37 protein-coding genes, 2 tRNA genes and 1 pseudogene are annotated in these 22930 nt (G+C 52.5%); 1 reads left to right on the top strand and 39 read right to left on the bottom strand.

Features of this window, described 5'->3' with window-relative positions:
• Positions 1–8: 8 nt before the first annotated feature.
• The 38 genes and pseudogenes from MVG27_RS04595 to dph5 form a co-directional block, all read right to left on the bottom strand.
• Positions 9–458 (bottom strand): 30S ribosomal protein S13, encoded by a 450-nt coding sequence (locus tag MVG27_RS04595; RefSeq protein ID WP_015859575.1) that lies wholly within the window; start codon positions 456–458, stop codon positions 9–11.
• Between the two features lie 42 nt (positions 459–500).
• A tRNA-Ser gene (locus MVG27_RS04590) sits at positions 501–587 on the bottom strand.
• Positions 573–1160, bottom strand: a complete 588-nt coding sequence (locus MVG27_RS04585; protein WP_297556265.1) for a class I SAM-dependent methyltransferase — start codon at positions 1158–1160, stop codon at positions 573–575. Before MVG27_RS04585 ends, MVG27_RS04590 begins: the two co-directional genes overlap by 15 nt.
• Positions 1161–1234: 74 nt before the next feature.
• Complete coding sequence (locus MVG27_RS04580; RefSeq protein WP_297556272.1) at positions 1235–2245, bottom strand: RNA-guided pseudouridylation complex pseudouridine synthase subunit Cbf5; 1011 nt, start codon at positions 2243–2245, stop codon at positions 1235–1237.
• A 58-nt stretch (positions 2246–2303) separates the two neighbouring features.
• Positions 2304–3020: an SDR family NAD(P)-dependent oxidoreductase gene (locus MVG27_RS04575; RefSeq protein WP_297556271.1), complete on the bottom strand. Its 717-nt coding sequence runs from the start codon at positions 3018–3020 to the stop codon at positions 2304–2306.
• A gap of 71 nt (positions 3021–3091) precedes the next feature.
• Entirely contained in the window at positions 3092–3343 is a 252-nt protein-coding gene (locus tag MVG27_RS04570) for a 50S ribosomal protein L14e (RefSeq protein ID WP_297549331.1), read from the bottom strand.
• Positions 3344–3922 (bottom strand): (d)CMP kinase, encoded by a 579-nt coding sequence (gene cmk, locus MVG27_RS04565; protein WP_297549329.1) that lies wholly within the window; start codon positions 3920–3922, stop codon positions 3344–3346.
• A gap of 9 nt (positions 3923–3931) precedes the next feature.
• Positions 3932–4201, bottom strand: coding sequence for a 50S ribosomal protein L34e (locus MVG27_RS04560; protein WP_297549327.1), 270 nt, complete (start codon positions 4199–4201; stop codon positions 3932–3934).
• A 41-nt stretch (positions 4202–4242) separates the two neighbouring features.
• Positions 4243–4766: pseudogene (locus MVG27_RS04555) on the bottom strand (EMC3/TMCO1 family protein).
• Positions 4759–5349 carry an adenylate kinase gene (locus MVG27_RS04550; RefSeq protein ID WP_297549323.1) on the bottom strand — a complete coding sequence of 197 codons (591 nt, stop codon included), beginning with the start codon at positions 5347–5349 and terminating at the stop codon, positions 4759–4761. The pseudogene MVG27_RS04555 and the gene MVG27_RS04550 overlap by 8 nt, the downstream one beginning before the upstream one ends.
• 69 nt (positions 5350–5418) lie before the next feature.
• Positions 5419–6870: a preprotein translocase subunit SecY gene (gene secY, locus MVG27_RS04545; protein ID WP_297549321.1), complete on the bottom strand. Its 1452-nt coding sequence runs from the start codon at positions 6868–6870 to the stop codon at positions 5419–5421.
• Between the two features lie 29 nt (positions 6871–6899).
• Entirely contained in the window at positions 6900–7346 is a 447-nt protein-coding gene (locus tag MVG27_RS04540) for an uL15 family ribosomal protein (protein ID WP_297470217.1), read from the bottom strand.
• A gap of 11 nt (positions 7347–7357) precedes the next feature.
• Positions 7358–7825 carry a 50S ribosomal protein L30 gene (locus MVG27_RS04535; RefSeq protein WP_297549319.1) on the bottom strand — a complete coding sequence of 156 codons (468 nt, stop codon included), beginning with the start codon at positions 7823–7825 and terminating at the stop codon, positions 7358–7360.
• Between the two features lie 11 nt (positions 7826–7836).
• Positions 7837–8541, bottom strand: a complete 705-nt coding sequence (gene rpsE, locus MVG27_RS04530) for a 30S ribosomal protein S5 (RefSeq protein WP_297549317.1) — start codon at positions 8539–8541, stop codon at positions 7837–7839.
• Positions 8538–9143, bottom strand: coding sequence for a 50S ribosomal protein L18 (locus MVG27_RS04525; protein WP_297549315.1), 606 nt, complete (start codon positions 9141–9143; stop codon positions 8538–8540). The genes rpsE and MVG27_RS04525 overlap by 4 nt, the downstream gene beginning before the upstream one ends.
• 10 nt (positions 9144–9153) lie before the next feature.
• Positions 9154–9600 carry a 50S ribosomal protein L19e gene (locus MVG27_RS04520; protein WP_297549313.1) on the bottom strand — a complete coding sequence of 149 codons (447 nt, stop codon included), beginning with the start codon at positions 9598–9600 and terminating at the stop codon, positions 9154–9156.
• 5 nt (positions 9601–9605) lie between these two features.
• Positions 9606–9989 (bottom strand): 50S ribosomal protein L32e, encoded by a 384-nt coding sequence (locus MVG27_RS04515; protein ID WP_297549311.1) that lies wholly within the window; start codon positions 9987–9989, stop codon positions 9606–9608.
• A 10-nt stretch (positions 9990–9999) separates the two neighbouring features.
• Entirely contained in the window at positions 10000–10554 is a 555-nt protein-coding gene (locus MVG27_RS04510) for a 50S ribosomal protein L6 (RefSeq protein WP_297549309.1), read from the bottom strand.
• Positions 10555–10564: 10 nt separating this feature from the next.
• Positions 10565–10957, bottom strand: coding sequence for a 30S ribosomal protein S8 (locus tag MVG27_RS04505; protein WP_297549307.1), 393 nt, complete (start codon positions 10955–10957; stop codon positions 10565–10567).
• Between the two features lie 11 nt (positions 10958–10968).
• Positions 10969–11139 (bottom strand): 30S ribosomal protein S14, encoded by a 171-nt coding sequence (locus MVG27_RS04500; RefSeq protein WP_011250478.1) that lies wholly within the window; start codon positions 11137–11139, stop codon positions 10969–10971.
• 1 nt (position 11140) lies between these two features.
• A complete protein-coding gene (locus MVG27_RS04495; RefSeq protein WP_297549305.1) occupies positions 11141–11692 on the bottom strand; it encodes a 50S ribosomal protein L5 in 552 nt (183 codons plus the stop codon).
• A gap of 11 nt (positions 11693–11703) precedes the next feature.
• Complete coding sequence (locus MVG27_RS04490; RefSeq protein ID WP_297549303.1) at positions 11704–12435, bottom strand: 30S ribosomal protein S4e; 732 nt, start codon at positions 12433–12435, stop codon at positions 11704–11706.
• On the bottom strand, positions 12435–12800 hold the full coding sequence (rplX, locus tag MVG27_RS04485; RefSeq protein WP_297549301.1) for a 50S ribosomal protein L24: 366 nt from the start codon (positions 12798–12800) through the stop codon (positions 12435–12437). Before rplX ends, MVG27_RS04490 begins: the two co-directional genes overlap by 1 nt.
• A 10-nt stretch (positions 12801–12810) precedes the next feature.
• Positions 12811–13236: a 50S ribosomal protein L14 gene (locus tag MVG27_RS04480; protein ID WP_014788461.1), complete on the bottom strand. Its 426-nt coding sequence runs from the start codon at positions 13234–13236 to the stop codon at positions 12811–12813.
• Between the two features lie 4 nt (positions 13237–13240).
• Entirely contained in the window at positions 13241–13585 is a 345-nt protein-coding gene (locus MVG27_RS04475) for a 30S ribosomal protein S17 (protein ID WP_297063596.1), read from the bottom strand.
• A complete protein-coding gene (locus MVG27_RS04470) occupies positions 13582–13959 on the bottom strand; it encodes a ribonuclease P protein component 1 (RefSeq protein ID WP_297549298.1) in 378 nt (125 codons plus the stop codon). The genes MVG27_RS04475 and MVG27_RS04470 overlap by 4 nt, the downstream gene beginning before the upstream one ends.
• Complete coding sequence (yciH, locus tag MVG27_RS04465; RefSeq protein ID WP_206205113.1) at positions 13845–14111, bottom strand: stress response translation initiation inhibitor YciH; 267 nt, start codon at positions 14109–14111, stop codon at positions 13845–13847. Before yciH ends, MVG27_RS04470 begins: the two co-directional genes overlap by 115 nt.
• A gap of 36 nt (positions 14112–14147) precedes the next feature.
• Positions 14148–14348 carry a 50S ribosomal protein L29 gene (gene rpmC / locus MVG27_RS04460; RefSeq protein WP_055429654.1) on the bottom strand — a complete coding sequence of 67 codons (201 nt, stop codon included), beginning with the start codon at positions 14346–14348 and terminating at the stop codon, positions 14148–14150.
• Entirely contained in the window at positions 14335–14964 is a 630-nt protein-coding gene (gene rpsC / locus MVG27_RS04455; protein WP_297549296.1) for a 30S ribosomal protein S3, read from the bottom strand. Before rpsC ends, rpmC begins: the two co-directional genes overlap by 14 nt.
• Before the next feature lie 5 nt (positions 14965–14969).
• Positions 14970–15440: a 50S ribosomal protein L22 gene (rplV, locus tag MVG27_RS04450; RefSeq protein WP_297470189.1), complete on the bottom strand. Its 471-nt coding sequence runs from the start codon at positions 15438–15440 to the stop codon at positions 14970–14972.
• A gap of 10 nt (positions 15441–15450) precedes the next feature.
• Positions 15451–15852: a 30S ribosomal protein S19 gene (locus tag MVG27_RS04445; protein WP_297063679.1), complete on the bottom strand. Its 402-nt coding sequence runs from the start codon at positions 15850–15852 to the stop codon at positions 15451–15453.
• A gap of 2 nt (positions 15853–15854) precedes the next feature.
• Entirely contained in the window at positions 15855–16574 is a 720-nt protein-coding gene (locus MVG27_RS04440) for a 50S ribosomal protein L2 (protein ID WP_297549294.1), read from the bottom strand.
• 11 nt (positions 16575–16585) lie between these two features.
• Positions 16586–16846 carry a 50S ribosomal protein L23 gene (locus tag MVG27_RS04435; protein ID WP_297063587.1) on the bottom strand — a complete coding sequence of 87 codons (261 nt, stop codon included), beginning with the start codon at positions 16844–16846 and terminating at the stop codon, positions 16586–16588.
• Between the two features lie 6 nt (positions 16847–16852).
• Entirely contained in the window at positions 16853–17620 is a 768-nt protein-coding gene (gene rpl4p, locus MVG27_RS04430; RefSeq protein WP_297549292.1) for a 50S ribosomal protein L4, read from the bottom strand.
• 10 nt (positions 17621–17630) lie between these two features.
• A complete protein-coding gene (locus tag MVG27_RS04425; RefSeq protein WP_297549289.1) occupies positions 17631–18671 on the bottom strand; it encodes a 50S ribosomal protein L3 in 1041 nt (346 codons plus the stop codon).
• A 1-nt stretch (position 18672) separates the two neighbouring features.
• Positions 18673–19440, bottom strand: a complete 768-nt coding sequence (locus MVG27_RS04420) for a putative RNA uridine N3 methyltransferase (RefSeq protein WP_297549287.1) — start codon at positions 19438–19440, stop codon at positions 18673–18675.
• Positions 19441–20054: 614 nt separating this feature from the next.
• Positions 20055–20132 (bottom strand) — tRNA-Val (locus MVG27_RS04415).
• 40 nt (positions 20133–20172) lie between these two features.
• The gene (gene dph5, locus MVG27_RS04410; protein WP_297549337.1) at positions 20173–20967 is read right to left on the bottom strand and encodes a diphthine synthase; all 795 of its coding nucleotides are present in this window, start codon (positions 20965–20967) and stop codon (positions 20173–20175) included.
• Between the two features lie 89 nt (positions 20968–21056).
• Here dph5 and MVG27_RS04405 point away from each other — a divergent pair, with 89 nt between their 5' ends.
• The gene (locus tag MVG27_RS04405; RefSeq protein WP_297470350.1) at positions 21057–21479 is read left to right on the top strand and encodes a metal-dependent transcriptional regulator; all 423 of its coding nucleotides are present in this window, start codon (positions 21057–21059) and stop codon (positions 21477–21479) included.
• Between the two features lie 56 nt (positions 21480–21535).
• Here the strand turns inward: MVG27_RS04405 and MVG27_RS04400 are convergent, their stop codons facing one another.
• Positions 21536–22909 (bottom strand): NCS2 family permease, encoded by a 1374-nt coding sequence (locus MVG27_RS04400; RefSeq protein ID WP_297549285.1) that lies wholly within the window; start codon positions 22907–22909, stop codon positions 21536–21538.
• Between the last annotated feature and the right edge of the window lie 21 nt (positions 22910–22930).

Here is a 22930-nt window from a genome sequence, read left to right as displayed (position 1 = left end):
ACACCACCTCACTTCTTCCTCCTGCTAACACCGACGGTAGTTCCGTGCCTGAAGTTGGACCTCGTTCTCTGACCGCGGAGAGGCAGACCAAGCTCGTGCCTTATACCGCGGTAAGCCCTTATCCTCCTCAGCCTGTTGATGTCCTCACGCCATGCCATAACGAGCTTGGCCGTAATGAGGTGCATGTCCTTGCCGGTCTCGTAGTCCTTCGGCCTGTTAACCGCCCATGCAGGGATTCCGTGGGCCACGGGGTCCTCAAGGATTTTCTCTATGAGCTTAACCTGCTCGTCGGTGAGGTAACCGGCCTTCATGTAGGGGTCAAGCCCTGCAACCCTGAGCACCATAGTTGCGAAGTTTATTCCTATTCCCTTAATCCCTGTCAGTGCCCATCTCAACTGCTTATGTCCGTCCAAATCAACGCCCGCAACACGGACTATGTGCCTGAAGTTCTCGGTCATTACGAATACACCTCCCATCCCTCTTGGGAATCAAAGGGATTTTGGCGCCGGGACGGGGATTTGAACCCCGGCGGGCAAACGCCCACGGGCTCTCAAGGCCCGCGCCTTCCCAGGCTAGGCAATCCCGGCGTACACGCGGTAACCGCTCCCCTTCGCGAGCTCTCTCACTTCGGTAAAGTGCTCCTCCATGAGGGCCTTAATATACTTTGCCCCCTGCTTCGTCTTAATCACCAGTTGCAGGAGGCCACCATCGTTGAGATGCCGGGGAGCGTTTATAACTATTTCCCTCAGGATTTCCTTTCCCGCGTGCACTGGGGGATTGGTGATGATTGAGTCGAATTTTTCCCCTTTAACTGGCTCGTAGAGGCTTCCCCACCTGACCTCGGCGTTTCTAACGCCGTTGATTTTTAAGTTTTTCCTCGCTATGCTAACCGCTCTCCTGTTCACGTCGGTCATAATAACATGGTCAACGAAGCGGGAGGCGACGATGCCAATGGCACCGTAGCCACAGCCCAAATCCAGAACGCGCCAGTTCTCATCGAGAACCATGTTCTCTATCAGAAGTTCGGTTCCCCTGTCGAGTTTGCCGAAGGAAAACACCCCGCTAGCTGTGATGAACTTGAAGCAGTGCCCCCTAAGACAGACCTCTATGGTCTTGGTCTTCAAAGGCGTGCCCGGCTCTTCTGAGTAGTAGTGGGTCATGGTCGGGGATAAGGTAAGGGGTTTATCAACCTTTGCTTGCGCAAAGTTAGGGAAAAGAGGTGACAAAAACGCACTCACTTGGCCCAAAGTTTCGGATACCACTCCCTCGGCATGAAGACCTTGTCCACATCGACGGCTATACCCTTGCTCCTCTGAAGCATCTCACCGCTTGTCATCATGGCCTTTCCAAGCGCAACCAGCTCGTCCTTGAGGGTCATTATGGCAACAAGATCGCCCCTCTTGATGCCCTTGTGGAGCTTGACTATCCCCGGAACGGCCAAATCGGCACCATGGGTGACCGCTGAAACTGCAGAATCCCTAATCCAGACCTTGGGAAGGTGTTCCACTGCCTTCTCCATCGGTTGTATAGCCTGCCGGAAATATTTCTCAATGCCGTCCTCCTTCCAGAAGTGGTAGTAATCAACGAGGTCGTGAAGCGTCACCAGCGTCTCGTCTTCCTTAAATGGGCCACTTCTCGTCCTCCTAAGCTCGGCCATGTGGGCGCCGACGCCAAGGGCTAAACCTATGTGGTGAATGAGCGAACGGATGTAGGTTCCTGCCTCGACACCCACCCTGAACAAAACGTCCCTGCCATCTATCTCGAGGACATCAATGTAGTAAACCTTCCTCGTCCTCAACCTTCTTTTAACCGCGCTCCTCAGCGGTGGTCTCTGGATAATCTCTCCCTGGAACTCCTTCATTACGGCTAGGATTTTGTCCTCGGGGACGTCACCGTGGAGGTGCATCAAAGCAACGTACTCCTTTCCTGCTGGCAAAAGTGCCTGAACAACTCTGGTGGCCCTCTCCAGAGCAACCGGCAAAACACCACTGACCTTCGGGTCAAGGGTTCCACCGTGGCCGGCTTTGCTCAAGTTGAAGAGCTTCTTAATCCACGCAACAACTTCATGACTCGTGGGTCCCGGCGGTTTGTCGAGGTTTATTATGCCGAACTGCATGTGCATCTCTATCGGTCTCTTCTCTGGCGGAAAGCCCCACTTCGGGTTGGTCTCGGCCTTCTCGTCCTTAATCAACACTTCCCGCTTTATATCTGCCGGAAGGATTCTCCTAACTTCATCCCTTGCCATGAGCATCACCAGGTGAGCGTTATCAGCCTAGACTCAAAATATTGCCTTATAAACCCACCTAATGCCGGAAGCGATACGTGAAAACGGGCCAGTTGGGAAGGTACCTGATGAGCTTCAGATAACCGGGCACGAAAACCTCCCGCTTGCCCTTCTCAAGGCCTCTCATTATTTCCTTAACGACATCTTCGGGTTCTATCGAACCCGTTGGATAGGGCACGTTATTCCTTGTGAAAAACTCCGTTTTAACCTGCTTGGGATAAACGCGCATAACCTGGATTCCCCTGTCCTTTAGTTCCCTCTCAAGGTTTACCGTAAGATAGTGCAGGGCTCCCTTAGCGGCGCAGTATGACGGCAACTCCGGGATGTTCACGAAGGCAACTTCGCTTCTCACAAAAACAACGGTCGAACCCTCACCAAGGAGGGGCAGAAGCTCACGGGTAAGTTCCACAGGAGCGAGGGCGTTTACCTTGAAAAGGTTCTCAAGCTCTTCGTCGGTATGGTCAAGCAGAGGTTTCTTGATTGCGTAACCGACGTTGTTTACGAGAACATCAAGCCTTTTAACACCAAACCCTCCAAGGGAATCGGCAATCTTTCTTGCGACGTTGGGCTCGCTCAAATCGGCCACGATATAGGAGAAGTTCCCAAGAGACTTTAGTTCCTCAAGCCGTTCCTTCCTCCTGCCCACACCAACAACGTGAAAGCCCTTTTCAATAAGAGCCCTGACAAGGAGCCTGCCGATGCCCCCGGTTGCGCCAGTAACCAGAGCGGTTTTCATTCTCACCACCAAGAAAAGAACATGGGAAAGGTGTTAAGAAATTATTGGGGAAAAGAGTGAGGAAACATTCCTCACTCAAGGCTTATGCCGGCCTCTTCGAGGGCCTTCTTTATCTCCTCGTCGGAAGCACCGCGCTCGATGTTAACCTTCTCCGGAAGGGGTTCAAGGTGCTTGACGTTCATCCTCCTGCGCTTGACCTTGTTCAGTCCAGCGCCGGTAACGAGGACGAAGTTCTTGTCTATTATGTCGGCAACGACGACCTTCTGTCCGGCCCTCCTTCCGGCAATAACGACGGCAATCCTCCCAATCTCGATAGCTGGCATTCATCCCACCTCCTTACCTTTGTCAGACCCCGCGTCGCCGTCGGGGTAAAGGTGGTCGATGGCGGCCTTCACGATCGCGAAGACCCCATCGGGACCCCATTTGGCAGTGTTTATGATTAAATCATAAATCGACTTGTCCTCGATGTCAATCCCATAGAGGTTTAAATACCTTTTCCTGTTCTGCTTTTCCCTCTCGGCAATCTGAACGAAGGCCTCCTCAACTGAGATGCCTTCCCTCTGAGCGACTCTCTTGGCGCGCTCCATTATGGGAGCGTCGAGCCATATCTTAAGGTCGGCGTCCTTAACCATCCAGCCAGCTAAACGACCCTCAATGACAACGTTACATTCCTTGGCCGCCTCGACCTGCCTCCTGTCAACTTCTCTGTCTATCTCGGGGTGGAGTTCAACGTACTTCTGGAACTCCTCAAGGGTCATGCCCCTTTCCTTGGCCATCTGCCGGAATATCAAACCGGCGTAGATGTGCTTAAAGCCATAATGCTTGGCCAGATTCCGGCATAGGGTTGTAGTGCCTGAACCAGCCAGGCCACTGACGGTTATGACGAGGCAGCCCTTCGGCATAGACGCACCTCAGCTGAGGGAAGCCCTGACCTGGGCCTTCATAACCTTCCTCATACAGCTCGGGCAGAGGTTCGGGTAGGGCCTCTCGGGCCTCTTCTTGGTCTTGGGGAGCTTCCTGAGCTCGCTCGGCCTTCCCCGAGGAACTCCGTTGAGCGGTCTGCCACAGAGAGCGCAGTGGGCGATCTTTGGCTTTCTCCTCTCAAAGTGAATTACGGTTCTTCCTCCCGGAGTCCTAACGTACTTCCTTCTCCATGACCTTGAGCGATACATCGGCTTCATGTTCTCACCTCGCAACCCCTTTCAGCGGAGCGTTTTTAAATTTATCCCATGTCAAGGAGCTTTCTCAGAACCATACCAATCACATAGCTCGAAAGGACATACCAGCCAATGTAGCCCAGCTCACTGCCTGAGAGCACAGAGTGATACATCCTGTGGAACCAGTCAAAGAGAAAGAAGTGAAGGGGGCCTTGACGATAGCAACCTCCGTGTACCACATTCTAAGCCAGCTGAAGAATATCCAAAATATGGGCATAGTGAGAAGCATTGGGATCATTTGTTGTCTCATTATTTCCCCTTGCATTTTCATGAGCTCAAGCTGTTTTTGCTGGGCCTTTCTGAGCCTCTTTTCATCTCCACTCTTCTGGGCTTCCCTCATTTCCTTTTGAACTTCCTTTGCGAGCTTCTGGAGTTTTTTCTGTTTCTCAATGTCAGTGACGAAGTAGTAAAGTAGGGTATAAAACCCTCCAATTATGAACCCCATGAAGGTTATAACCCAGAGAGGCTGGTAGTTCATTATAAACGGTCCGAATATATCATTAAGGAATCTGTATATACTCTCAATCATACTCACTCACCGCCAGATCAAGCACTTGAACGAGTTCGTTAACAGCTTCCTCCAAACCTTTGTCCTCGTGATTCTCGATTATTTTTATTAGGGCGTTTGAGTGCATGGCATAACTTACTGCAGCAGCCCTATTTAGGTCTTGGTGTCTCTCAATCTGCTCTTCTGTCTCAACGTCCCTGTCCCTCTTGAGGTCTCTGAGACGTCTGCCCAGAATCTCGCTGGGCGTTGCTTCAATTATAACTATGAAGTTTGGGTTTATGACCTCGATAACCTCCCTAGGAAAACCAAGCAGATAGCCAACGGGGGTCTTTATCGTTGCGTGAGTGTCAAGCAAAACCGGTTCTTCCCTGGCTATTTCCACTATCTTCTGTGCTGCCCTAAGCTGAAGTTCCTTTTGAGTTTTAGGATCGAGCTTTCTCATTTCATCTCTGTGCTCAACGAGACCCGCTTTAACGGCCTCTTCAAACATCAAGTCCCCAAAGTTAACGAGCCTGAACTTGGCCCGGGTTCTCTTGAGAGCGAGTCTTGTGATGGTACTCTTACCAACTCCTGGAATACCAGTAATCATGACGACAAACGGCATAGCTCTCACCCAGGAGGTTCTGATTGGTAAAGGAAAAACAGCCTTAAAAGGTTTTGCGAAAAAGGAAAGTCACTTAGCAAAGAATCTTCTAAGGGCCGGGAACATCTCCGTTGCCTGCTCCCTGGCTATCTCTTCGTAGAACCTGTAGAGTATACCAACTGTCAGCAGGATTCCAGTTCCCGTTCCCAAGGCACCGAGGAAGTCTGCAAGCACTGCAACTAACGCTAGTGTGAAGGAACCCCAGAAGGTAACGTATGGTATATAGCGCTGGAGGACTCTCTCAAGGATTCTCGGGTCGCGCCTGAATCCCGGAATCTGAAGTCCCGCCTGCTGGAGTTGTCTTGCTATGCTCTTGGCATCGAGACCGGTAAGTTCAACCCACAGGAAACCAAATATCAGCGACCAGAATATTGTCATTATAGCGTACACGAACGCCCTCCAAGGATCGGCGATGACATGGAAGATATCCCTGGGCGGGTAGAGGTATGTAACGAAACCGCTCGCCGGGTATCCGTTCTGGTCAAAGGTTCCTAGCCACGTTATGCCATAGTTGTTAAGTAGCCTGGCCCAGAGCTGAATGTTGGCGTAGAGAGCCATGGTGAGGATTATCGGAATGTTGCTAACATACATGAACCTTATTGGATACCTACCGCGGACGGTAACGCGGCCGTAGCTGAGGGGAATCTCAACGCGCATGCTCTCAAGGTAAACGACAACAAGGAACACGGCTATCGTGCCTAGGAGTTTGACCATGTCCGGCAGGGTTCCACCGCGATAAATGGCACCGGTTATGTCCCCCTTAAGCAGGTGCTGAATGAAAGCCGGGATGGCACCGACTATTGCCGGCTGACCTGTGAGTGGATCTATATACTCCTTGCTCGGAACGGGGGCAAGGGCCTTATAGATGACGGTCTGCGAGACTCCGGCGGCGATGAAAAGACTTATACCACTTCCTATTCCCCACTTGCTTACAAGCTCATCAAGGAGTATTAGCATTGTTGATGCAAAGCCGAGCTGAAGGATTATGAGGATTGCGAGACCAAGACCAATATATATAAACCCCTCAGGACTCGTAACTGTCTGAAATGCTCCAATTGATGTACTAACCTTACCGAAGGCACCGGCAAAGACGTAGATGGCAGCTTCAAAGAAGCTCATGAACACTGAGAACAACTTCTGAGTGGCCTGGTAAAACCTCCTATCCTCTGGATTTGATAGGTCGAGCTTCACTATCTCAGAACCAACGAGAAGTTGCATGATTATACTCGCGGTAACGATAGGACCGATACCCAGGGTTAAAAGCGAACCGCTTCTACCGGCAAGAACAAATCTAAGTGTTGCAAAATAATCCTGAACTTTAGGAGGAATTCCATAGAGAGGTATTTCCGAGAGTATGAAATACAGCAGTAGAACTATCCCAGTCCACATGAACTTTTCCTTAAGTGGGACGTGCCTTTTTGGTCGTTCAACTTCAGGGAAATAACGCTCAATAGCATATATGATGTCCCTTACCTTCCCCATAGCCGACACCTGCCAAAAGTTGAAAGAAATCAGGCGAGGATAACCTCGCCACCGGCAGCCTTAATTTTCTCCTCGGCCTTCGGCGTAACGTAGTAGGCCTTGACAACGATTGCGCGGGTAAGCTTCCCTGTGCCGAGAACCTTGTCAACGCCAAGCTGGGTCGCATCGAAGACGAGCTTTCCTTCCTCCTCGTAGATAACGCCCATGTCTTTAAAGAGCTCGAAGTTCTCGTCGATGTCACTCAGGTTGATGACCTTGGGGACGTAAGTTACGGCCTTGGGCCTGTGGAAGCCCCTCTTGCCGAGGTGGTCGGGGGCGTACTTGATGGTCCAGGTGAACTTCTGGTCCTTCCTCTTACCGGTACCTGCCATACCGCGACCGCCCTTGCTTCCACCACCGCGGTGCTTCTTCTTACAGCCCCATCCGTGAGTGTGACTTCCACGAAGTTTCCTAACCTTCTTCCTCCTCCTAATCATCTCTCGCCACCTCAGAGCATTCTCTCAATGAGCTCGTTAATCTTCTCGCCCCTGTAACCGAGGGCTCCGCCCTCCTTGAAGGAGCGCTTCTTGCTTCCCTTGAGTCCTCCCCTCGGCGGGTGGAGCCTGAAGACGGGCTTGATGTTCGGCAAGTCCCTGAGCTTCATCTCTCCGTTGATAACTTTTTCAGCGAACTCCTCAAGGCTCATCCCGAGCTTCTCCTGAACGTACTCGTCTGTGATGGGCTTGTTGCCGACGAGCCTTCCGCGCTTTCTGAGGAGCTTTACCAGGGTCTCCTTGTCAATCTCGCCCCAGGTGATGTAGTCCTTGACCTTCTGTATCATCCCGCGGTAGCTGGGGGTATCATCGACTATGACGAGGTGGTTAATCCTGTGAAGGCGGAGCATAGCTAATGTGTCCCTTACTTCGCCCCTCGCCCTAATCCCGCTCCTAAGCCTTATGAGCGCTAACTTAGCCATCTTTTCTCACCTCACAGCTCAAAGCTCTGGGGCATCGCCCTGCCGACGACAATACCGTATTTCTCCTCCATACCCGGCTGTATGGCTACGCGGTTGGTGTTGTAGAGGGCGTTAAAGACAGCTTTGGCGAAGTTGACAGTTGTTCTCGTCTCACCGAGGGTCTGAGACCAGACGTCCTGCACACCAGCGAGGCTCAGTATCTTCTTGCCGACGTCACCGATAACGAGGCCAAGGCCACGCGGTCCGGGCATGAGCTTAACCCTAACGCTACCCTCCTTGCCCTCAACGGCGAATGGAATCGAGTGGGGCCTCCTGCACCTGCACTCCCAGCTTCCACAACCGCGCTTGATTTCGATGAGATTCATCTTAGCGTAGTTAATAGCTTTCCTGATGGCTATACCAACTTCCCTTCCGTGACCAATTCCGAGGCCAACGTAACCGTCCCTATTGCCAACGGCCGCGAGAACGCGGAAGCGAATCCTCCTACCGCTGTCGGTCATTCTAACGGTCAAAGCGATGTCAAGCACTTCCTGATTCTCCCTGAGGTTGACCTCGGGAAGGAGGACGTCAACTATCTCGGGTTCCTTTATCTGGTAACCCTTCCTGAATATCTCGTGAATGTCAGTTATCTGACCCTCCTTAACGAGCCTGCCGAGTTTTGTTTTTGGCTCCCACTCCTCAAGAACCCTCTGGGCAATCTCTCTCGGGTCGCTCATTCTCTCGCCCCCTCAAACTTCTCGATTATCTTGGCCTTAACCTCATCAAAGTGCTCGGGAAGCTTCTCGGGCTCGAGGCCCTTGACAAGATAACCACCAAACTGCCTTCTGTAGAGACTCTCGTCCTCCTCCTTAAGGGCCTTGGCGTATTCCGCTATGTGCTCGCCCCTAATCCTGTAGTCCTCGGGAAATATCTCCTCGCTGTGCGGGACGTTGAGACCAGCATCAACTGCACCCTTGAGGACCGCGAAAACGCTTGAACCCCTTGTCGGCGGGTGAAGGCCTATGTCGAGTATTGCCTCCCCTACTCCAGCCTTCTTGGCCTTGTAACCAATGAGGAGACCGAGCAGGTAAGCGCTCGGAGTGTTTCCAGTGTGGCCCTTCCAGCCGAAGTCCCTGATGAGCTCCCTGGTGTGGGCGGAAACTATCGTCCTGTCGCCCTTCGGGTCGTAGACTATAATCTGGGCTATGTGGTGGTTAAGACTCTTTCTAACAACGAGCCTCGGCTTCTTGCTCTTGAGGAGCTTGAGCCTCTTGTGATAGTTGGTCTTGCCCTCTCTCCTCCTCCTGAATGGAACCCTATACCTTGGTCCCCTTGCCATTTTTCTCACCTCACTCCTTCAAAATACCGTGTTCCTGCATGAACAGATAGAGCTGTCTCTTGTTCTTGAACTGACCACCCTTGGCCCTTATGTAGAGCCTCCTGTAAGTATGGGCGTCAATCTTGCCCTCAGCCTTGAGCTTCCTGAGTTCCTTCCTGAGGGCCCTTATGGTCATCATCCAAACTTCCTTCTTGCCCATCCTGGCGGTCTTCTTACCCTTCTTGCTTCCAGGACCCCTGTGGCGTCCCTTCTTCCTAGCCTCGTGGAAGGCCCTTGCCCTTGCTCTGCTCTGGCCCTTGATGGGCTTCTTCTTTATGACGCCATCGTGAATGAGCCTCTTAATGTCCTCACGGGTTATAGCCGAGGCAACATCATCAATTCTCTCCGGGTCGATCCAGATCCTGTTCTCACCGCACTTCAAAATGTCGGCGGCAATCCTTCTCTGCATCTTGAGCATGATAATCACCTCGCGTTGAGGACCTTAATCCCAAGTTCTTTAGCCCTAGCAAGTATAATCTCCCTCTTTCTCGCACCAACGGTTCTCGCTATCCTCGCGGCCTGCCTGGTCGGGTCTATGGCCTCAAGCTCCTTGACGTTGTGAACGAGGACCTCCTCGTAACCACTCGGGTGAAGTCCGCGAACGGCTTTAGGTGAGCTCCAGCCTATGCTCGGCGAGCGGGGCTTGCCCTTCTTCTTGAGTCTCATCTTGCTGTCAATTCCCTTTGGCCTTCTCCACTTGGGATCGTTCTTGAACTTGGGATACCTCCACCACTCCTGGCGGAGGAATCTCGGTTTCTTCCTCTTGAGCTTGGCCCTTATCTTAAGGAGTCTCGCCTTCTCGTCCATTTCTCACACCTCAGAACTTTATCGGCTTGCCAGCCTTCTCAACTATGTAAATACCGTCTTGGAATACTCTCCTATCCCACTTCGTTATTCTCGTGGCCTGCTCGATGTTTGCCGCGGTCTGACCAACTGCCTCCTTGTCTATACCCTCAACAACTATTTCCTGACCGCGAACCTTGACGGTAACTCCTGGGAGTATCTTGGCCCTTCTCGGAGCCTTCTCACCGAGGAAGTTCTCGATGATGACTTCATCACCCTGAACTTTAACTGAGATTGGGAAGTGACTATAAACCACTTTGAGCCTGTATGTGAAGCCCTCGGTGACGCCTTTAATCATATTGGCTATGTGAGCCTTGAAGGTTCTCGCTATGGCGATGTCCTTCTTCCTCGGGAACTCCTTGTAGATGACGACCTTACCGTCCTCTGTGAATATCTTAACTCCCGGATACTTGAGCTCTCTCTGGAGTTCTCCCTTCGGCCCCTTGACCTTGACCGTGTTTCCTTCAACTGTAACTTCGACTCCCTCTGGAATCTCAACTTCCTCCCTTATCCAAGCGTCTACCGGCATCTCTCTCACCTCAGTAGACGTAGGCTATCAGCCTTCCGCCGATGCCCTTCTCACGGGCCTCTTTGTGGGTCATAACGCCTTGGGAAGTTGACACTATAAGAATCCCGAACTCGAAGGCCGGAAGGAACCTCTTCTCCCAGTACTCGTAGTCTCTAGCTTTGACCGGAAACCTCGGTTTAATAGCTCCGGCCTTGTTTATCTTGCCTATGAGCTGAACCCTGTAGATGCCGGCCCTGCCGTCGTCTATGAACTCGAACTCGCCGATGTAGCCGTTCTCCTGCATAACCCTCAGCACTTCGCCGATTAGCTTGGAGGCGGGCTTTATGTAAACTTCCTTCTTTCCAACCCTCTCGCTGTTGGTTATGTGGGAAAGAGCGTTCGCAAGCGGGTCAAGCAGAGTCATTTTTTCTCACCTCACTCATACTTCTTGAAGCCGAGTTTTGGAGCGACCTCGCGGAAGCAGTGCCTGCAGAGCATGAGCCCGTGTATCCTGATTATCGGACCGTACTGGCCGCAGCGCATGCACCTTCTCGCTCCCTTACCAAACTTTCTCGGCTTCCTCTTGTTGTAATCAGCCTTCGCCATCTCACAATCCCTCCACGTTGACCTTGAACTCCTCAATAGCAAAGACTATACCCTCTTCCTTCGTCAGCTTGTGCCTGTTCGGTATCTTCCTCCTCTGCCTCTTCCTCTTGGCGACCCTAAAGCCGGGCCTCTCGAGGGTAACGCAGACGTCCATACCGAAGATGCCAATCTCGGGGTCGTATTCAACCCCCGGTATGTTTATGTGCTCCTGGATTCCAAAGCAGAAGTTTCCGTGCTCGTCGAAGTTGCCGACGCTGAGCTTCCTGTCAACAGCCTCCAAAAGCCTGTCGAGCATCTCGTAGGCCTTCTTCCCACGGAGGGTGACCTTAACGGCTATCGGCTCACCGCGCCTTATTCCGAAGTCCTTGTTGGTCTGCTTGGCCCTTCTCCTTATCGGCTTCTGGCCGACCAAGTCCCGGAGCATCTTCTCGGCTTTGGTAAGCCTCTCACCGCTCTCGCCAACGCCTATGTTTATCGTGACCTTCGCAATCCTCGGCTTCCTCATCGGGTGAGCTTCCCAGTCCGCTAAGATAGCCTCTCTGTTAATCTGCATCGTCTCTCACCTCACGGAAGGGAAATCTCCGGCTTATCCTTACCAACGACAAAGGCATACTCCTTCAGGGTGTCGAAGAGCTCTCCGTTTTCGTCCTCGATTGTAACGACGTCGGGCCAGCCCATCGGGAAGTGCCTGACTTCAACTATCTTACCCTTTCTGGCAACGTTCTTACCCTGGGTGACGAAGACGTAGGCACCGACCTCGAAGGGCAGTATCTTGACTATCTGCCTCTCCGGAACCTTCATGATGACAGTGTAAGAGGTCCTGTAGGCGTCCTTCTCGGCGAGGCTGACCAAGTGGTTACTTCCATCGTGAAGGTTGAGCTGAACCTTGGCACCCTTGACCATTCTCTTGTTGTCAATCCTGAAGGGCTTGAGCTTTGCCTCCTCCTCGCTTATCGGGTGGAGGATGAGCTTGCCAATCCTGTTGGGCAGAACCCGGTAGTGCTCGCCGGTTTCGGGTATCGAAACCACATCCATGATTCCAACCGGGAACTTGTAGTCCTTCCTAACGCGACCGTCGACGAGTATCTTACCCTCGTTGAGTATCTTCCTTGCCTCCCTCGCGGTTCTCGCGTAGCCGAGGTAGTCCCTGACTATGTAAATCAAGGGTATCGACGTCTTCATGCTGTGCGGACCCGGACTCGGCCTGACCGCCCACTTATAGGCCTTCCTGTGAATGTACCAGGCGGTTGGGGCGGCAAGCCTCTTAAGGTGCCTCTTCGGACCCTTTCTCGCCATCACTCAGCCCTCCTCTTAATTATCTTCTCTCTCCTCTCATCGTCGAGGTTGAGCTCAACAATCATAACGTTCGACGGGTGAAGCGGGTAGAACACCTCGGTTCCATCGGTTCTCTTCTGGGTAACGCCCTCAACGTGAATCCTGTACCTCTTGAGGTCAACCTCGACGACCTTTCCTTCCTTACCCTTGAAGTCGCCACACATGACCTTAACCTTGTCACCGACCCTAATAGGAAGGTTCCTGACGCCGTACTTCTCCCTGAGTTCCTTGCTCAGGGTAGCGCTCATTATCTTGCCCCTGAGATGAAGGGGAGCGTTATAGAGGAACTTCCTCTGCTTTCTCGATTGCTTCATATCAAGCTTCATAACTCTCACCTCACAGCACTATGCTCGCTATACTACCGAGCCTGACCCACCTCTCGGCGGCTTCCCTGGCTATGGCACCCCTGATTTCGGTTCCCCTCGGAACACCTTCGGGGGTGACTATAGCTGCCGCGTTGTCCTCGAACTTGACGCGCATTCCGTCGAGGCGCCTGTATTCTTTCCTCTGCCTGACAATAACTGCCCTAACGACTTGGTGTCTAATGTCGGGCCTTCCCTTCTTAACGGTGGCAACGACCATGTCGCCAACGCCAGCTGAGGCAAGCCTCCTCCTCGTTCCCTTGTAACCGACGACGCCGATTATCTGAATGACCTTGGCACCACTGTTGTCGGCGACCTTGAGGTAGGCACCAATCGGAAGGGCACGAGTTGGCCTGACGGGGCTAATTCCTCTGGTTGCACCTGCACCCTTCTTGGCCATGGCTTCACACCCCCTCCTTCCTCTCGGCCCTCTCGAGGACCGCCACGACGACCCAGCTCTTGGTCTTGCTTATGGGCCTAGTCTCGGCTATAAGAACCTTGTCCCCTACCCTAGCGTTGATACACTCGGGGTTGTGGGCATGAATCTTGCTCCTCCTGAGCTCATAACGCTCGTATTTCTTGAGGTAGTGGTAGTACTGCCTCTCAACGACGACAGTCTTCTTACCCTTATCGCTGACGACTACACCCTCAAAGTATCTCCCGTGTATCTTGAGGTTCCCATGCCAGGGGCACTTGGGGTCATTACACACCTCAGCGGGAGGCTGAACCCTCAATCCAATCTCTCTCATTTCCGCCACCTCTTCTTCAGTCTCATCTCGGGCCTTCCAATCAAATCACGACCGTTGATTCGGATTTTTTCATCACCGAGGTCGAACTCAATCTCGACCACGTCCTTTGGAACTACCCAAACCCTCTCCCCACCTATGGTGAGGGTGTTCCTCGTCTCGTCAAGGACGTAGCCCTCGATGCCGACCAGCTCTGGATGAGATGCCCTTATAATCTTTGCTTTCAGCCCTATGAGCTCGTGCCAGATTATATTTTTCCGCGTTACTCGACCTCTATGAGCTCCTCTGAAAATCCAAGGTCGGCGAGCAACTTCTTGATACGATCCCTGTGGTCGCCCTGAAGCTCTATTCTTCCCTTCTTTACGGTTCCGCCACATGCCAGCTTCGCCTTCAGCTTCTTTGCTATGTCCTCAAGGTCAAACTCTTTCTCATCTATGCCTTCAATTATGGTCTTGAGCTTTCCGTAACGGGCCCTTTCGATGTAAACCCTAATCCTCTGCTGTTCCTTCAGGACTTCCTTAAAGAGCATCTCATCCAGAGGGTTAACAATCCTCGGCACCTAACCTCACCTTTTCTCCCTAAGCTTCTCCTTCTTTATTGTAAGCAGGCGCGCGATGTCGCGCCTGAGGTTCCTAATGACCATGGGGTTTTCAAGGGAGGCCCCCATGGTGAGCACACCCCTTTCCTTGGCAAGCTCAAGGCGGAGCTCCCTAATCTTCTTGTCTATCTCTTCAATGCTCATCTCCCTAATCTCACTGGGCTTCATTGCCACTCACCTCTTCCTCGACTATCTCCTTGATCTCAATCTCATCTGGCAACCTAGCATCGGGTGGCATTATAGCGACCTTAACGCCTATGACACCGAGCTTGAGCAGGGCCTGGGCATAGCCCTTGCTGACGAGTGTCTCTGCCGGGTTTCCAACCTTCGCTAGATAACCCTGATAAAACCTGACGCTCTTAGCCCTCTCACCGGTAAGCTTTCCGCTCAGGCGAATCTCGACACCTCTAGCTCCGTTCCTCATGATGGCCCTTATGGCAGAGTAAGCGGCCCTCCTGAAGTGGATTCCCCTCTCAAGGGCCTGGGCAAGCCTCACCGCCTGAACCTTGGCGTTGAGGTAGGGGTTCTTGATTTCCTCGACCTCAATCTGCGGGTTCTCAAGGCCAAACTGCCTCTCGAGGATTCTAGTGAGCTCCCTTATTCTCCTTCCACCCCTGCCTATAACGTAACCGGGGTGGGCGGCAAAGATAATGACCTTGGTTCCGAGGGGGGTCTTCTTTATGTCAAGACCGCCATAGCCCCCACGCCTGAGCTCCTTCTCAAGGTACTCGTCGATGAGCATCTCCTTAACTCCTTCCTTGATGAAGTACCTCTCGATGGCCAAAGGTCTCACCTCCTAATCTCCTCGACCACTATCTCTATGTGAGTGGTTTCCTCGTTGAAGGGAGTTGCCCTTCCAAATGCCCTCGGAATGTAACCCCTGAGGACTGGTCCCCTGTGCGCCGCCGCGTGGATTATCTTAAGCCGGTCAACGTCGAGGCCCTTCTGCTCGGCGTTGTTCTTGGCGTTGAGGAGTATCTTCTTGACGGCCTTAGCTACTTTGACAGGATACCTACCGGGACCAAAGCCCTTACCCGGCTTGTGTCCCTGGCTGTCGTTGTAGCGCTTCATAGGAACCGGTCTCTTCTTGGCTATGACGTCGTCGAGGTATTTGAGAGCGTCGTTGAGCATCATGCCCCTTATCTCCCTGAGAAGCTCAACGCTGTGCTTGGGTGAAATTCTAAGGTCCCTACCGCTGGCGCGAGCCATCCTCTCGGGGTCAAAATTTTGGAATGAGTAGGAAAACCTGCCCCTGCTCATCTAGACCACCTCACTTGATTGCCACGAACATCGAGGACCTGGTAGCTCCGACACCCGGTGAGCCATGCTGGACAACCTTTCTAGTCATGGCGAACTCACCAAGGTAGTGGCCTATCATCTCCTCCTTAATCTGAACTGGGACGAACTCCTTGCCGTTGTAGACGTGAATGGTCATGCCGACCATCTCAGGGAGAATGACCATGTCTCTGCTGTGGGTCCTTATAGGCTTGTTGTACTTGCCCTTCTTAGCCAGGCGAATCTTCCTGAGGAGCTTCTTCTGCTCCGGGGAAAGACCACGCTTAAGGCTCCTCCTCTGCCTGGCCGGAAGGAGCTTGGCGAACTCCTCAAGGGACATGTTGAGCAACTCATCAAGGGTATAACCCCTGTATCTAAACTCCTTCTTTCTCGCCATCTTCACTTCCTCCTACCGGTTCTTCTCGCGGCTATGTGACCGACCTTCCTTCCGGGCGGAGCGCGCCTCGAAACGGTTGAAGGCCTACCAATGTGGTGCTCCTTACCACCGTGCGGGTGGTTGACGGCGTTCATCTTAACACCTCTGGGCTTCGGCCAGAACCTGTTTCTGGCTTTGGCGATGTAGTAGGCCTTACCGGCCTTGACGATTGGCTTCTCAAGCCTTCCACCGCCGGCAACGACACCTATCGTTGCCCTGCACTCGGGCTTGAACTGCTTGAGCTCACCGCTCGGGAGCTGGACTATGACCTTGTCCTTCTCCCTGCTCACGACGAGGGCGTATGTTCCTCCAGCGCGAACGTACTTTCCACCGTCGCCCGGAATTCCCTCAATGTTGTAAACATAGGTTCCCTCCGGTATCTTGGCAAGTGGAAGGGTGTTGCCTATCGCTATGGGAGCCTCGGGCCCAATGTAGACCTCCTGTCCAACGAGAACTCCCTCAGGAGCAAGGATGAGCTTCTTGGTTCCGTCCTCGAACTTAACGCGAGCAACCGGGGCGGTTCTTCCAGGGTCGTGGAGGATTTCCTCGACGATTCCCCTGATGGTCTTATCCTTTGTCACGTTGAGAGGAACGTATTTTACGGCTCCCCTGTACCTGTGAGAGGGAGCCCTAAAGGTCGTGGTTCCCTTACCCCTTCTCTGCTGGATGAGACTCTTTCCCATATCACATCACCTCAGAACAATCCCAACCTCGCGGCCACTTCACTCGCATCGTATTCGGGCTTGAGCTTGACGTAGGCCTTTTTCTCGCCCCTCATGGTTATGAGGGTGTTGACCTTTTCGACCTTGACGTTGAACATCTCTTCCACGGCCCTCTTGATGTCGGCCTTGGTGGCTCTTCTGTCAACTATGAAGGTGAGCTTGTTCTCCCTCTCGATAAGCGAAACGGCCTTCTCGGTAACGAGAGGCCTTATGATAACCTTATAGGGGTCCATCTCTCATCACCCGTAGATTTCCCTAAGCCTCTCTATAGCGCCTTTAGTCCAGATGGTAAGCCTTCCGGGGTGGGTTCCCGGGGCGAGCAACTCAACGCCGAGGTTGTCAACGGTGACCACATCGACACCCGGGTGGTTCCTCGCTCCCTGGAAGATGCCCTCGTTCTTGGCCACGACGATGAGCGGGCCCTTGGCCTTCTTATACCTCCTGCCACGCATTTTACCCTTTCCGGCGCGAATCTTGGTGTTCCTCTTGGCCCTCTCAATGTCGTCCCAGACGCCGAGCTTCTTGAATATCTCCCTGGTCTGTGCCGTCTTAAAGACCTTCTCAAGGTCGTCAACGACGACGAGTGGGAAGGCTGGAACGTTGTCTATAATGTGCCCCCTTGCCTTCACGAGGTCGGGGTTAGCGGTGGCAGCGATGGCGCTCATTATAGCAAGCCTACGCTCCTTCTTGTTGATGTCCTCCCAGATTATCTTCTCGACCTTCGGCGGGTGGGTTCTCCTCCCACCACGAGCGAAGGGAACGAAGGCCGCGAACCTCGGTGGTGTCTTTATCCTCTCGACCCTCGCCATTCCGTGGCCCTTTCCGATGTTCTCAGTGACGCGTCTCTTACCGGCCTGCGGATCCCTTCCCTGGGGCTGTATCCTGTGGGTCCAGGAAGCGATGACTGCACGCCTTATGAGGTCGGGTCTAAAGGGTGTGCTAAATACCTTGGGGAGCTCTATCTCCTCAACGGGCTCGCCTTCGAGGTTAAAGACCTTAACCTTCATTTATCTCACCTCACTGCTTGGACTCCCTACTGACGTAGGTTATCTGCGGCCTCTCAACGGGCGGCTTCTTCTTGGGTGGCCTTATGGCGGGTCTAACCCTAATTATCCTCTTGAAGGAACCGGGAACGCTACCCTCAATCATGAGGAAGTCGCTCCTTACGATGCCATAGTGCGGGAAGCCGCCCTTGGGGGTTATCTCAATTTCGTTGCCGTTAAGCTCAAGCTTCCCGTTCTCGCCTATCGCGATGAGCCTCTTGTTGAACTCGGTTCTGTGGTGGAAGCCCATCTGACCGGCCTGTGGAACGGTCCACATGACGCGGGCTGGATGCCAAGGACCGAGGTTACCAACATGCCTACCTTTCCCAGCACGCTGGGCCTTGTGGAACTGAACCTTAACACCCCATCTCTTAACCGGCCCCTGGGTTCCCTTACCCTTCGTGACTGCTATGACGTCGAGGAGTTCACCCTCGTGGAGAACCTCGCTAGCCCTTATTTCCTTGCCTATCTTCTCCTTGGCGTACTCGAACTTGGCCTTAACGTCGTCGCCACCAATGGCATACTCCATGACTTCCGGCTTCTTCTTGAGCTTGATGAGCCAAGGCTGGGTGTGGACGAGAAGCCTGATATCAACTATCTCACCGCTCTCCACAAGCTCCTCAAGCTGGCTGAGCTTGGCCTTAAAGGCTTCCTCATTGTAGTTCTTGGGCAGGGTCTTTATCCTTCTCCTTACGTTCTCGTTGAGCTCGTGGAACCAGACCTCTGTGGCAGTCTCAAGCCCAAGGTAACCCTGCTTGTAGGCCCTTATTCCGTAGACGAAGAGCGGTGGAACCTCGACTATTGTCACAGGGACGAATATTTCCTTCCCCTTGGTAAGTCCTGGGCTGTCGTCTATCATGAGGATGTGGGTCATTCCGGCCTTGTAGCCAGCAAATCCCAACATCCTGACCTCACTGTCCTTCGGCCACTTCTTGATTCTTGGAACTACGCTTTTAGCCCTCTTTCTCGGGCTGAAGGCGAGTGAACCTCTCCTTGGTCTGTGAACTTTTCCCATCTCAATCCCTCCTCATGAGATTGAATACCGCCAACGTGGCGAGGAGAGCCTCCTCAGTACGGACGGTTTTAGTTTTCTGATTTGGAATCGTGTTGAGCACGAAGTCAAAGTCGTACTCACCGCCGAGGAGTTCCATAACACCCTTCCTCGGCGAACCAAAGGCAATACCCACTTCCCCATCGAGCGGGGGAAGACGGACCTTTCTCACGTCGCGACCTTTCCTTGAGGTCGCGATTGCCAAATCCAGATGAGCCTTTTTAAGTGTTTTCGCCAGTGACCTTCCACTTAAATGAACCCTGTAACCCCAATATTCCACTGGTTTCGCCAGCACGACCTTCAAAGGCCTCGTTGAAACGATCCTGAACGTTGCCCTGCCTTCCACGTTCCCTTCAACAATTGCCAGCTCGTCGAGGCCGATGTCCGCGTAAACCCGTTTCCCCTTTCGAAAGGCGTAGCCCTCACGTATTTCGCCGACCTTTGGTTTTCCCTTGAGTTTGTGATGAGGCGTTCTAAGGGGCGGGACAACGCCAATGTATTTCAGCTCGGGCATTATGGGAAACAGCCTCTTCCTGAGGTACTGGGGAGTTTCCATGTACTCGAGGACGGTTTTTATGAACTTTCCGTCTCTCCCGCCGGCCCTGTAAATCCAGATATGCTCGACGCCAAATATTGCACAGGCCCTTGCAACCTGTCCGACCTTGTATGTTCGAATTTTCGGGTCGTCTGTTTCTTCAAGCAGGGAATCGGGAATAAAGACGTGCCAGGCCATTTCCCCTCATCCTGTCCCTACTGTCTCCCCTAAGCTGGAGGGAGCTTATGAAGACTATTTAAAAGGCTTTCGAACCCTGCAACCCTTTTTTAGGGTTGAAAGTGTAAAATTTTTTTGCAAAGCAAACGTCGTGCAGGTGAACAAACTATACCTGCCCAAAGCTTGGCCAAAAATTGGCCCTTGCCATTCAAGAAGGGCAAATTAGCTTAGCCGTGCACTACTCAAAAAGCAACTCAAGTTAGGGTTTAACACTAAACGAAGCCTTCTTAGGGGTTTCACCTTTGTTTTTGGCGTCCAAAGGACGCTCTTCTAGAGAGAAAAACTCACAAATGGCCAATAGGCCAGAAACCCGCATGTTCATCTAAAAAAGGCATTTACTCTTCCGCCAGCGCTTGCACAAGCAAGCAAACTTTGCTTTGCAAAGTTTGACCAAAAAATAAACTTCCACCAAAATAACAAGAATAAGTTTGCATGTCCTCTAAACATTTCAAACTCAAAGCAGGTTTTCCATCAAACAAAACAAGCAACTACAAGAATAAACTCCCTTAAAACTACAATTCCTCAAAAATGACATGCCAACCTTGATCAAACTTCGCGCAGGAGAAGTTTGTAACTGGTGGGCCCGCGGGGCTTCGAACCCCGGACCTCCGCCTCGTGAGGGCGGCGTCATAACCAGACTAGACCACGGGCCCGCCCGGAGTATGGGGAGCGGACAAAAATATAAACCTTTCGCTAAACGTCCTCCAGAATCTCCTCTGGGGCATTGGCGAACTCAACCAAATATTCTGCCTCAACTATGTGGAGCCTTCCCGGAACGATGAGGACGTGGGGCTGTCTTCCAAAATCCTCGCTGATTAGGTCCTTTACGTAACCGGCCCTTATGGTCGGGTTCAGGGAGCCAGCCCTCGCCAGAACCACGACGAGGGTCTCGGGTGTAAAAACCCCCGCTTTCTTCATCTCCTCGACCTTCAGGAGTATATCCATGGCCTCATTTGCCGTCATGTACCTACCTCTATCGGCCTTTATGTCAAGGAACAGGAGCGTGTGAAGGCCCCTCTCGCGGTTCTCCTTTATGACGTCGTAGTGACTCGTCGGAAACCAGTTCTTCTCTGGATAGGCCACTGTGGCACTCTTTCCGAACTTGTAAATCTGAAGTCCCGTGATTGCCACCGCCGAGTATATGCTCGGGGCGTGGATAACGTAGCTCTCAACTCCGGCTTTTTTGGCCCTAATCCTCAGGTCGGGGTGTGTCGTCGCCACCATCGGGTCGCCGGCGGTCAGAAATGCGACGTCCTTTTCCTTTGCCTCTGGAAGAACGATTTTCTCAAAGTTCAGCTCCACGTCTTCCCGGTTTAGCCTCACTATCGGCTTGCCTACAAGTTCTTCAATCCTGTCTATACTCGTCCCAGCAAGGAGTGAGGTATAGAACTCCGCAAAAACTCTATCGCATTTCCTCACCACTTCGAGGCCCTTGAGTGTAATGTCCTTCTCATCGTAAAGCCCAAGGCCAATGAAGTAAAGTGCCATAGCCACCACCGATAGCCGATTTACCTAAAACTTTTAAGTTTTGGGAAAACTACTTAAAGGTTTTTGGCAACCCTAACCCGGTGAGGGCCGTGCATGTCAGCAAGAGGGAGGAGGAGTATCTGGAGGCAATGTACATCCTTCACAAAAACAAGGGTGTAATCAGGGTGAAGGACATAGCCAAGATAATGAACGTCAAACCGCCGAGCGTTGTTGATGCCCTCAAGAAGCTCGCCGAAAAGGGCCTCGTGGAGTATGAGAAGTACGACAGGATTCTTCTCACGGAAGAAGGCAGAAAAATAGCCGAAGAAACTTATTCAAAGCACGTCTTCCTGACGAAGTTCTTCGTTGACATACTAGGAATCCCACCCGAGATAGCGGAGCGCGACGCCTGCCAGTTCGAGCATTACGTGAGCGAGGTAACCGTTAAGAGAATGAAGGAGTTCGCGAAGTTCATACAGGAGCAGTGCCCATACGTCCTCAAGCAGTTTCTGAAAGAGAAACTGGACGAGTGATTTTAACGCTTTTCGTTTAATGGCCGATTCCTCTTCTTCATAATAAGGAATAAAAATCAGAAGAGACCTCCGAGGTAGGCAAAGTAGGCCACAAAAACCAGGGCCAAGATGTACATTAACGGGTGGACTTCCTTCCAGCGGCCGCTGAAGACCTTGAGAAGGGTGTAGCTTATGAAACCAACGCCTATTCCGTCGGCTATTGAGTATGTGTATGGTATCGTGATGAGCACAAGGAAAGCGGGTAAAGCTTCGGTGTGGTCACTGAAGTCAACCTCCTTAAGGGCGGTGAGCATGTAGTAGCCGACTATAACCAGTGCAGGGGCCGTTGCAAAACTTGGAATAGAACTTGCCAAGGGTGCAATAAAGAGTCCTATCGCAAGGAAGAGCAGGCCCGTGACGAGGGCAGTCATTCCCGTCCTTCCGCCTTCCTCAATTCCAGCGGCGCTCTCGATGTAGGTGGTAACGGTTGATGTTCCGAGGACGGCACCGAGAGTCGTTCCTATCGCATCGGTGAGGAGAACCTTCTCCGCGTCCGGAACCTTGCCGTCCTTGGTGAGGAAGCCGGCCTTGGCGCTGAGACCCGTTACCGTTCCGAGGGTATCGAAGAAGTCCACCATGAAGAAGGCAAAGACGACACCAAGGGCCCCGGCGTTAATGAGACCGTGGAGGTCCATCTTCATGAAGGTGTAGCTTATTGTGGGTGTCGAGAACAGTTTCTCCGGCCAAGGTGCCGCTCCGGTAATCCAGCCGAGAACGCTTGTCGTCAGGATTGATATCAGGAGGGCACCCTTGATGCGCATAGCTATGAGAACGCCAGTTAGGAGGAGACCAAAGAGGAACAGGAGAACCTGTTTTGAAAGCAGAACGCTCGTGTTAAGTCCGGTAAACTTGAGTGTTCCCGAAAGGAGGACGGTCTTTCCGAGGGATATTATAGCGTTCTTCGATCCCTCCACCTGAGCCGAGAGGATTCCAACGTCGTTCAGGCCAATTAGTGTGAGAAACAGACCTATTCCGGCACCGATGGCGTACTTCTGGCTCTTTGGAATTGCATGGATTACTGCACTCCTGACCCTTGTCAGCGTGAGCGCTATGAAAATCAAGCCCTCCACAAAAACTGCCGCGAGGGCAACCCTCCAGCCGTATTTGGGGGCAACCGTATAGGCGAAGTACGCGTTGAGTCCCATTCCCGGGGCGAGGGCGAAGGGCTTTCTGGCGTAAAGGCCCATGATAATCGTCGTTATGCCAGCAGAGAGCGCAGTAACCGCGACGAGCGAATTAAACGCATCTTTACCCATTGCAGCGCTGAGTATCTGGGGATTCACAAAGAGGATATACGCCATTGTGAGGAAAGTTGTCACGCCGGCAAGGATTTCAGTTCTCATGTTGGTTCCATACCTTCCAAACTGGAAGTACTCCTCAAACCATCTCATGAGCGTCCCCCCTAATTGACA

The organism is Thermococcus sp. (assembly GCF_027011145.1).
In the GTDB taxonomy this organism is placed as follows: Archaea; Methanobacteriota_B; Thermococci; order Thermococcales; family Thermococcaceae; genus Thermococcus.
Note: the sequence above shows the minus strand (reverse complement) of the source record. Positions and strands in the feature narration are given on the sequence as shown.

Coding starts and splice junctions, on each gene's coding strand:
- MVG27_RS04595 (WP_015859575.1), bottom strand. CDS start 458: ATGACCGAGAACTTCAGGCACATAGTCCGTGTTGCGGGCGTTGATTTG.
- MVG27_RS04575 (WP_297556271.1), bottom strand. CDS start 3,020: ATGAAAACCGCTCTGGTTACTGGCGCAACCGGGGGCATCGGCAGGCTC.
- MVG27_RS04425 (WP_297549289.1), bottom strand. CDS start 18,671: ATGGGAAAAGTTCACAGACCAAGGAGAGGTTCACTCGCCTTCAGCCCG.
- MVG27_RS04445 (WP_297063679.1), bottom strand. CDS start 15,852: ATGGCGAGAAAGAAGGAGTTTAGATACAGGGGTTATACCCTTGATGAG.
- MVG27_RS04570 (WP_297549331.1), bottom strand. CDS start 3,343: ATGCCAGCTATCGAGATTGGGAGGATTGCCGTCGTTATTGCCGGAAGG.
- MVG27_RS04550 (WP_297549323.1), bottom strand. CDS start 5,349: ATGCCGTTTGTCGTCATGATTACTGGTATTCCAGGAGTTGGTAAGAGT.
- MVG27_RS04515 (WP_297549311.1), bottom strand. CDS start 9,989: ATGGACGAGAAGGCGAGACTCCTTAAGATAAGGGCCAAGCTCAAGAGG.
- MVG27_RS04540 (WP_297470217.1), bottom strand. CDS start 7,346: ATGATTAGGAGGAGGAAGAAGGTTAGGAAACTTCGTGGAAGTCACACT.
- MVG27_RS04520 (WP_297549313.1), bottom strand. CDS start 9,600: ATGCTCAAGATGCAGAGAAGGATTGCCGCCGACATTTTGAAGTGCGGT.
- MVG27_RS04580 (WP_297556272.1), bottom strand. CDS start 2,245: ATGGCAAGGGATGAAGTTAGGAGAATCCTTCCGGCAGATATAAAGCGG.
- MVG27_RS04400 (WP_297549285.1), bottom strand. CDS start 22,909: ATGAGATGGTTTGAGGAGTACTTCCAGTTTGGAAGGTATGGAACCAAC.
- MVG27_RS04435 (WP_297063587.1), bottom strand. CDS start 16,846: ATGGACCCCTATAAGGTTATCATAAGGCCTCTCGTTACCGAGAAGGCC.
- MVG27_RS04505 (WP_297549307.1), bottom strand. CDS start 10,957: ATGACTCTGCTTGACCCGCTTGCGAACGCTCTTTCCCACATAACCAAC.
- rplX (WP_297549301.1), bottom strand. CDS start 12,800: ATGAAGCTTGATATGAAGCAATCGAGAAAGCAGAGGAAGTTCCTCTAT.
- secY (WP_297549321.1), bottom strand. CDS start 6,870: ATGGGGAAGGTAAGGGACATCATATATGCTATTGAGCGTTATTTCCCT.
- MVG27_RS04490 (WP_297549303.1), bottom strand. CDS start 12,435: ATGGCGAGAAAGGGTCCGAAGAGGCACCTTAAGAGGCTTGCCGCCCCA.
- dph5 (WP_297549337.1), bottom strand. CDS start 20,967: ATGGCACTTTACTTCATTGGCCTTGGGCTTTACGATGAGAAGGACATT.
- rpl4p (WP_297549292.1), bottom strand. CDS start 17,620: ATGAAGGTTAAGGTCTTTAACCTCGAAGGCGAGCCCGTTGAGGAGATA.
- rpsE (WP_297549317.1), bottom strand. CDS start 8,541: ATGAGCGACCCGAGAGAGATTGCCCAGAGGGTTCTTGAGGAGTGGGAG.
- MVG27_RS04495 (WP_297549305.1), bottom strand. CDS start 11,692: ATGCAGATTAACAGAGAGGCTATCTTAGCGGACTGGGAAGCTCACCCG.
- MVG27_RS04535 (WP_297549319.1), bottom strand. CDS start 7,825: ATGGCTAAGTTAGCGCTCATAAGGCTTAGGAGCGGGATTAGGGCGAGG.
- MVG27_RS04525 (WP_297549315.1), bottom strand. CDS start 9,143: ATGGCAAGGGGACCAAGGTATAGGGTTCCATTCAGGAGGAGGAGAGAG.
- MVG27_RS04510 (WP_297549309.1), bottom strand. CDS start 10,554: ATGCCGGTAGACGCTTGGATAAGGGAGGAAGTTGAGATTCCAGAGGGA.
- MVG27_RS04585 (WP_297556265.1), bottom strand. CDS start 1,160: ATGACCCACTACTACTCAGAAGAGCCGGGCACGCCTTTGAAGACCAAG.
- MVG27_RS04440 (WP_297549294.1), bottom strand. CDS start 16,574: ATGGGAAAGAGTCTCATCCAGCAGAGAAGGGGTAAGGGAACCACGACC.
- MVG27_RS04480 (WP_014788461.1), bottom strand. CDS start 13,236: ATGGCCAAGAAGGGTGCAGGTGCAACCAGAGGAATTAGCCCCGTCAGG.
- MVG27_RS04475 (WP_297063596.1), bottom strand. CDS start 13,585: ATGAGAGAGATTGGATTGAGGGTTCAGCCTCCCGCTGAGGTGTGTAAT.
- rplV (WP_297470189.1), bottom strand. CDS start 15,440: ATGAGCAGGGGCAGGTTTTCCTACTCATTCCAAAATTTTGACCCCGAG.
- MVG27_RS04500 (WP_011250478.1), bottom strand. CDS start 11,139: ATGGCGAAGGCTGATTACAACAAGAGGAAGCCGAGAAAGTTTGGTAAG.
- yciH (WP_206205113.1), bottom strand. CDS start 14,111: ATGCTCTTTAAGGAAGTCCTGAAGGAACAGCAGAGGATTAGGGTTTAC.
- cmk (WP_297549329.1), bottom strand. CDS start 3,922: ATGCCGAAGGGCTGCCTCGTCATAACCGTCAGTGGCCTGGCTGGTTCA.
- MVG27_RS04470 (WP_297549298.1), bottom strand. CDS start 13,959: ATGTGGCGGAACCGTAAAGAAGGGAAGAATAGAGCTTCAGGGCGACCA.
- MVG27_RS04420 (WP_297549287.1), bottom strand. CDS start 19,440: ATGGCCTGGCACGTCTTTATTCCCGATTCCCTGCTTGAAGAAACAGAC.
- MVG27_RS04560 (WP_297549327.1), bottom strand. CDS start 4,201: ATGAAGCCGATGTATCGCTCAAGGTCATGGAGAAGGAAGTACGTTAGG.
- rpmC (WP_055429654.1), bottom strand. CDS start 14,348: ATGAAGCCCAGTGAGATTAGGGAGATGAGCATTGAAGAGATAGACAAG.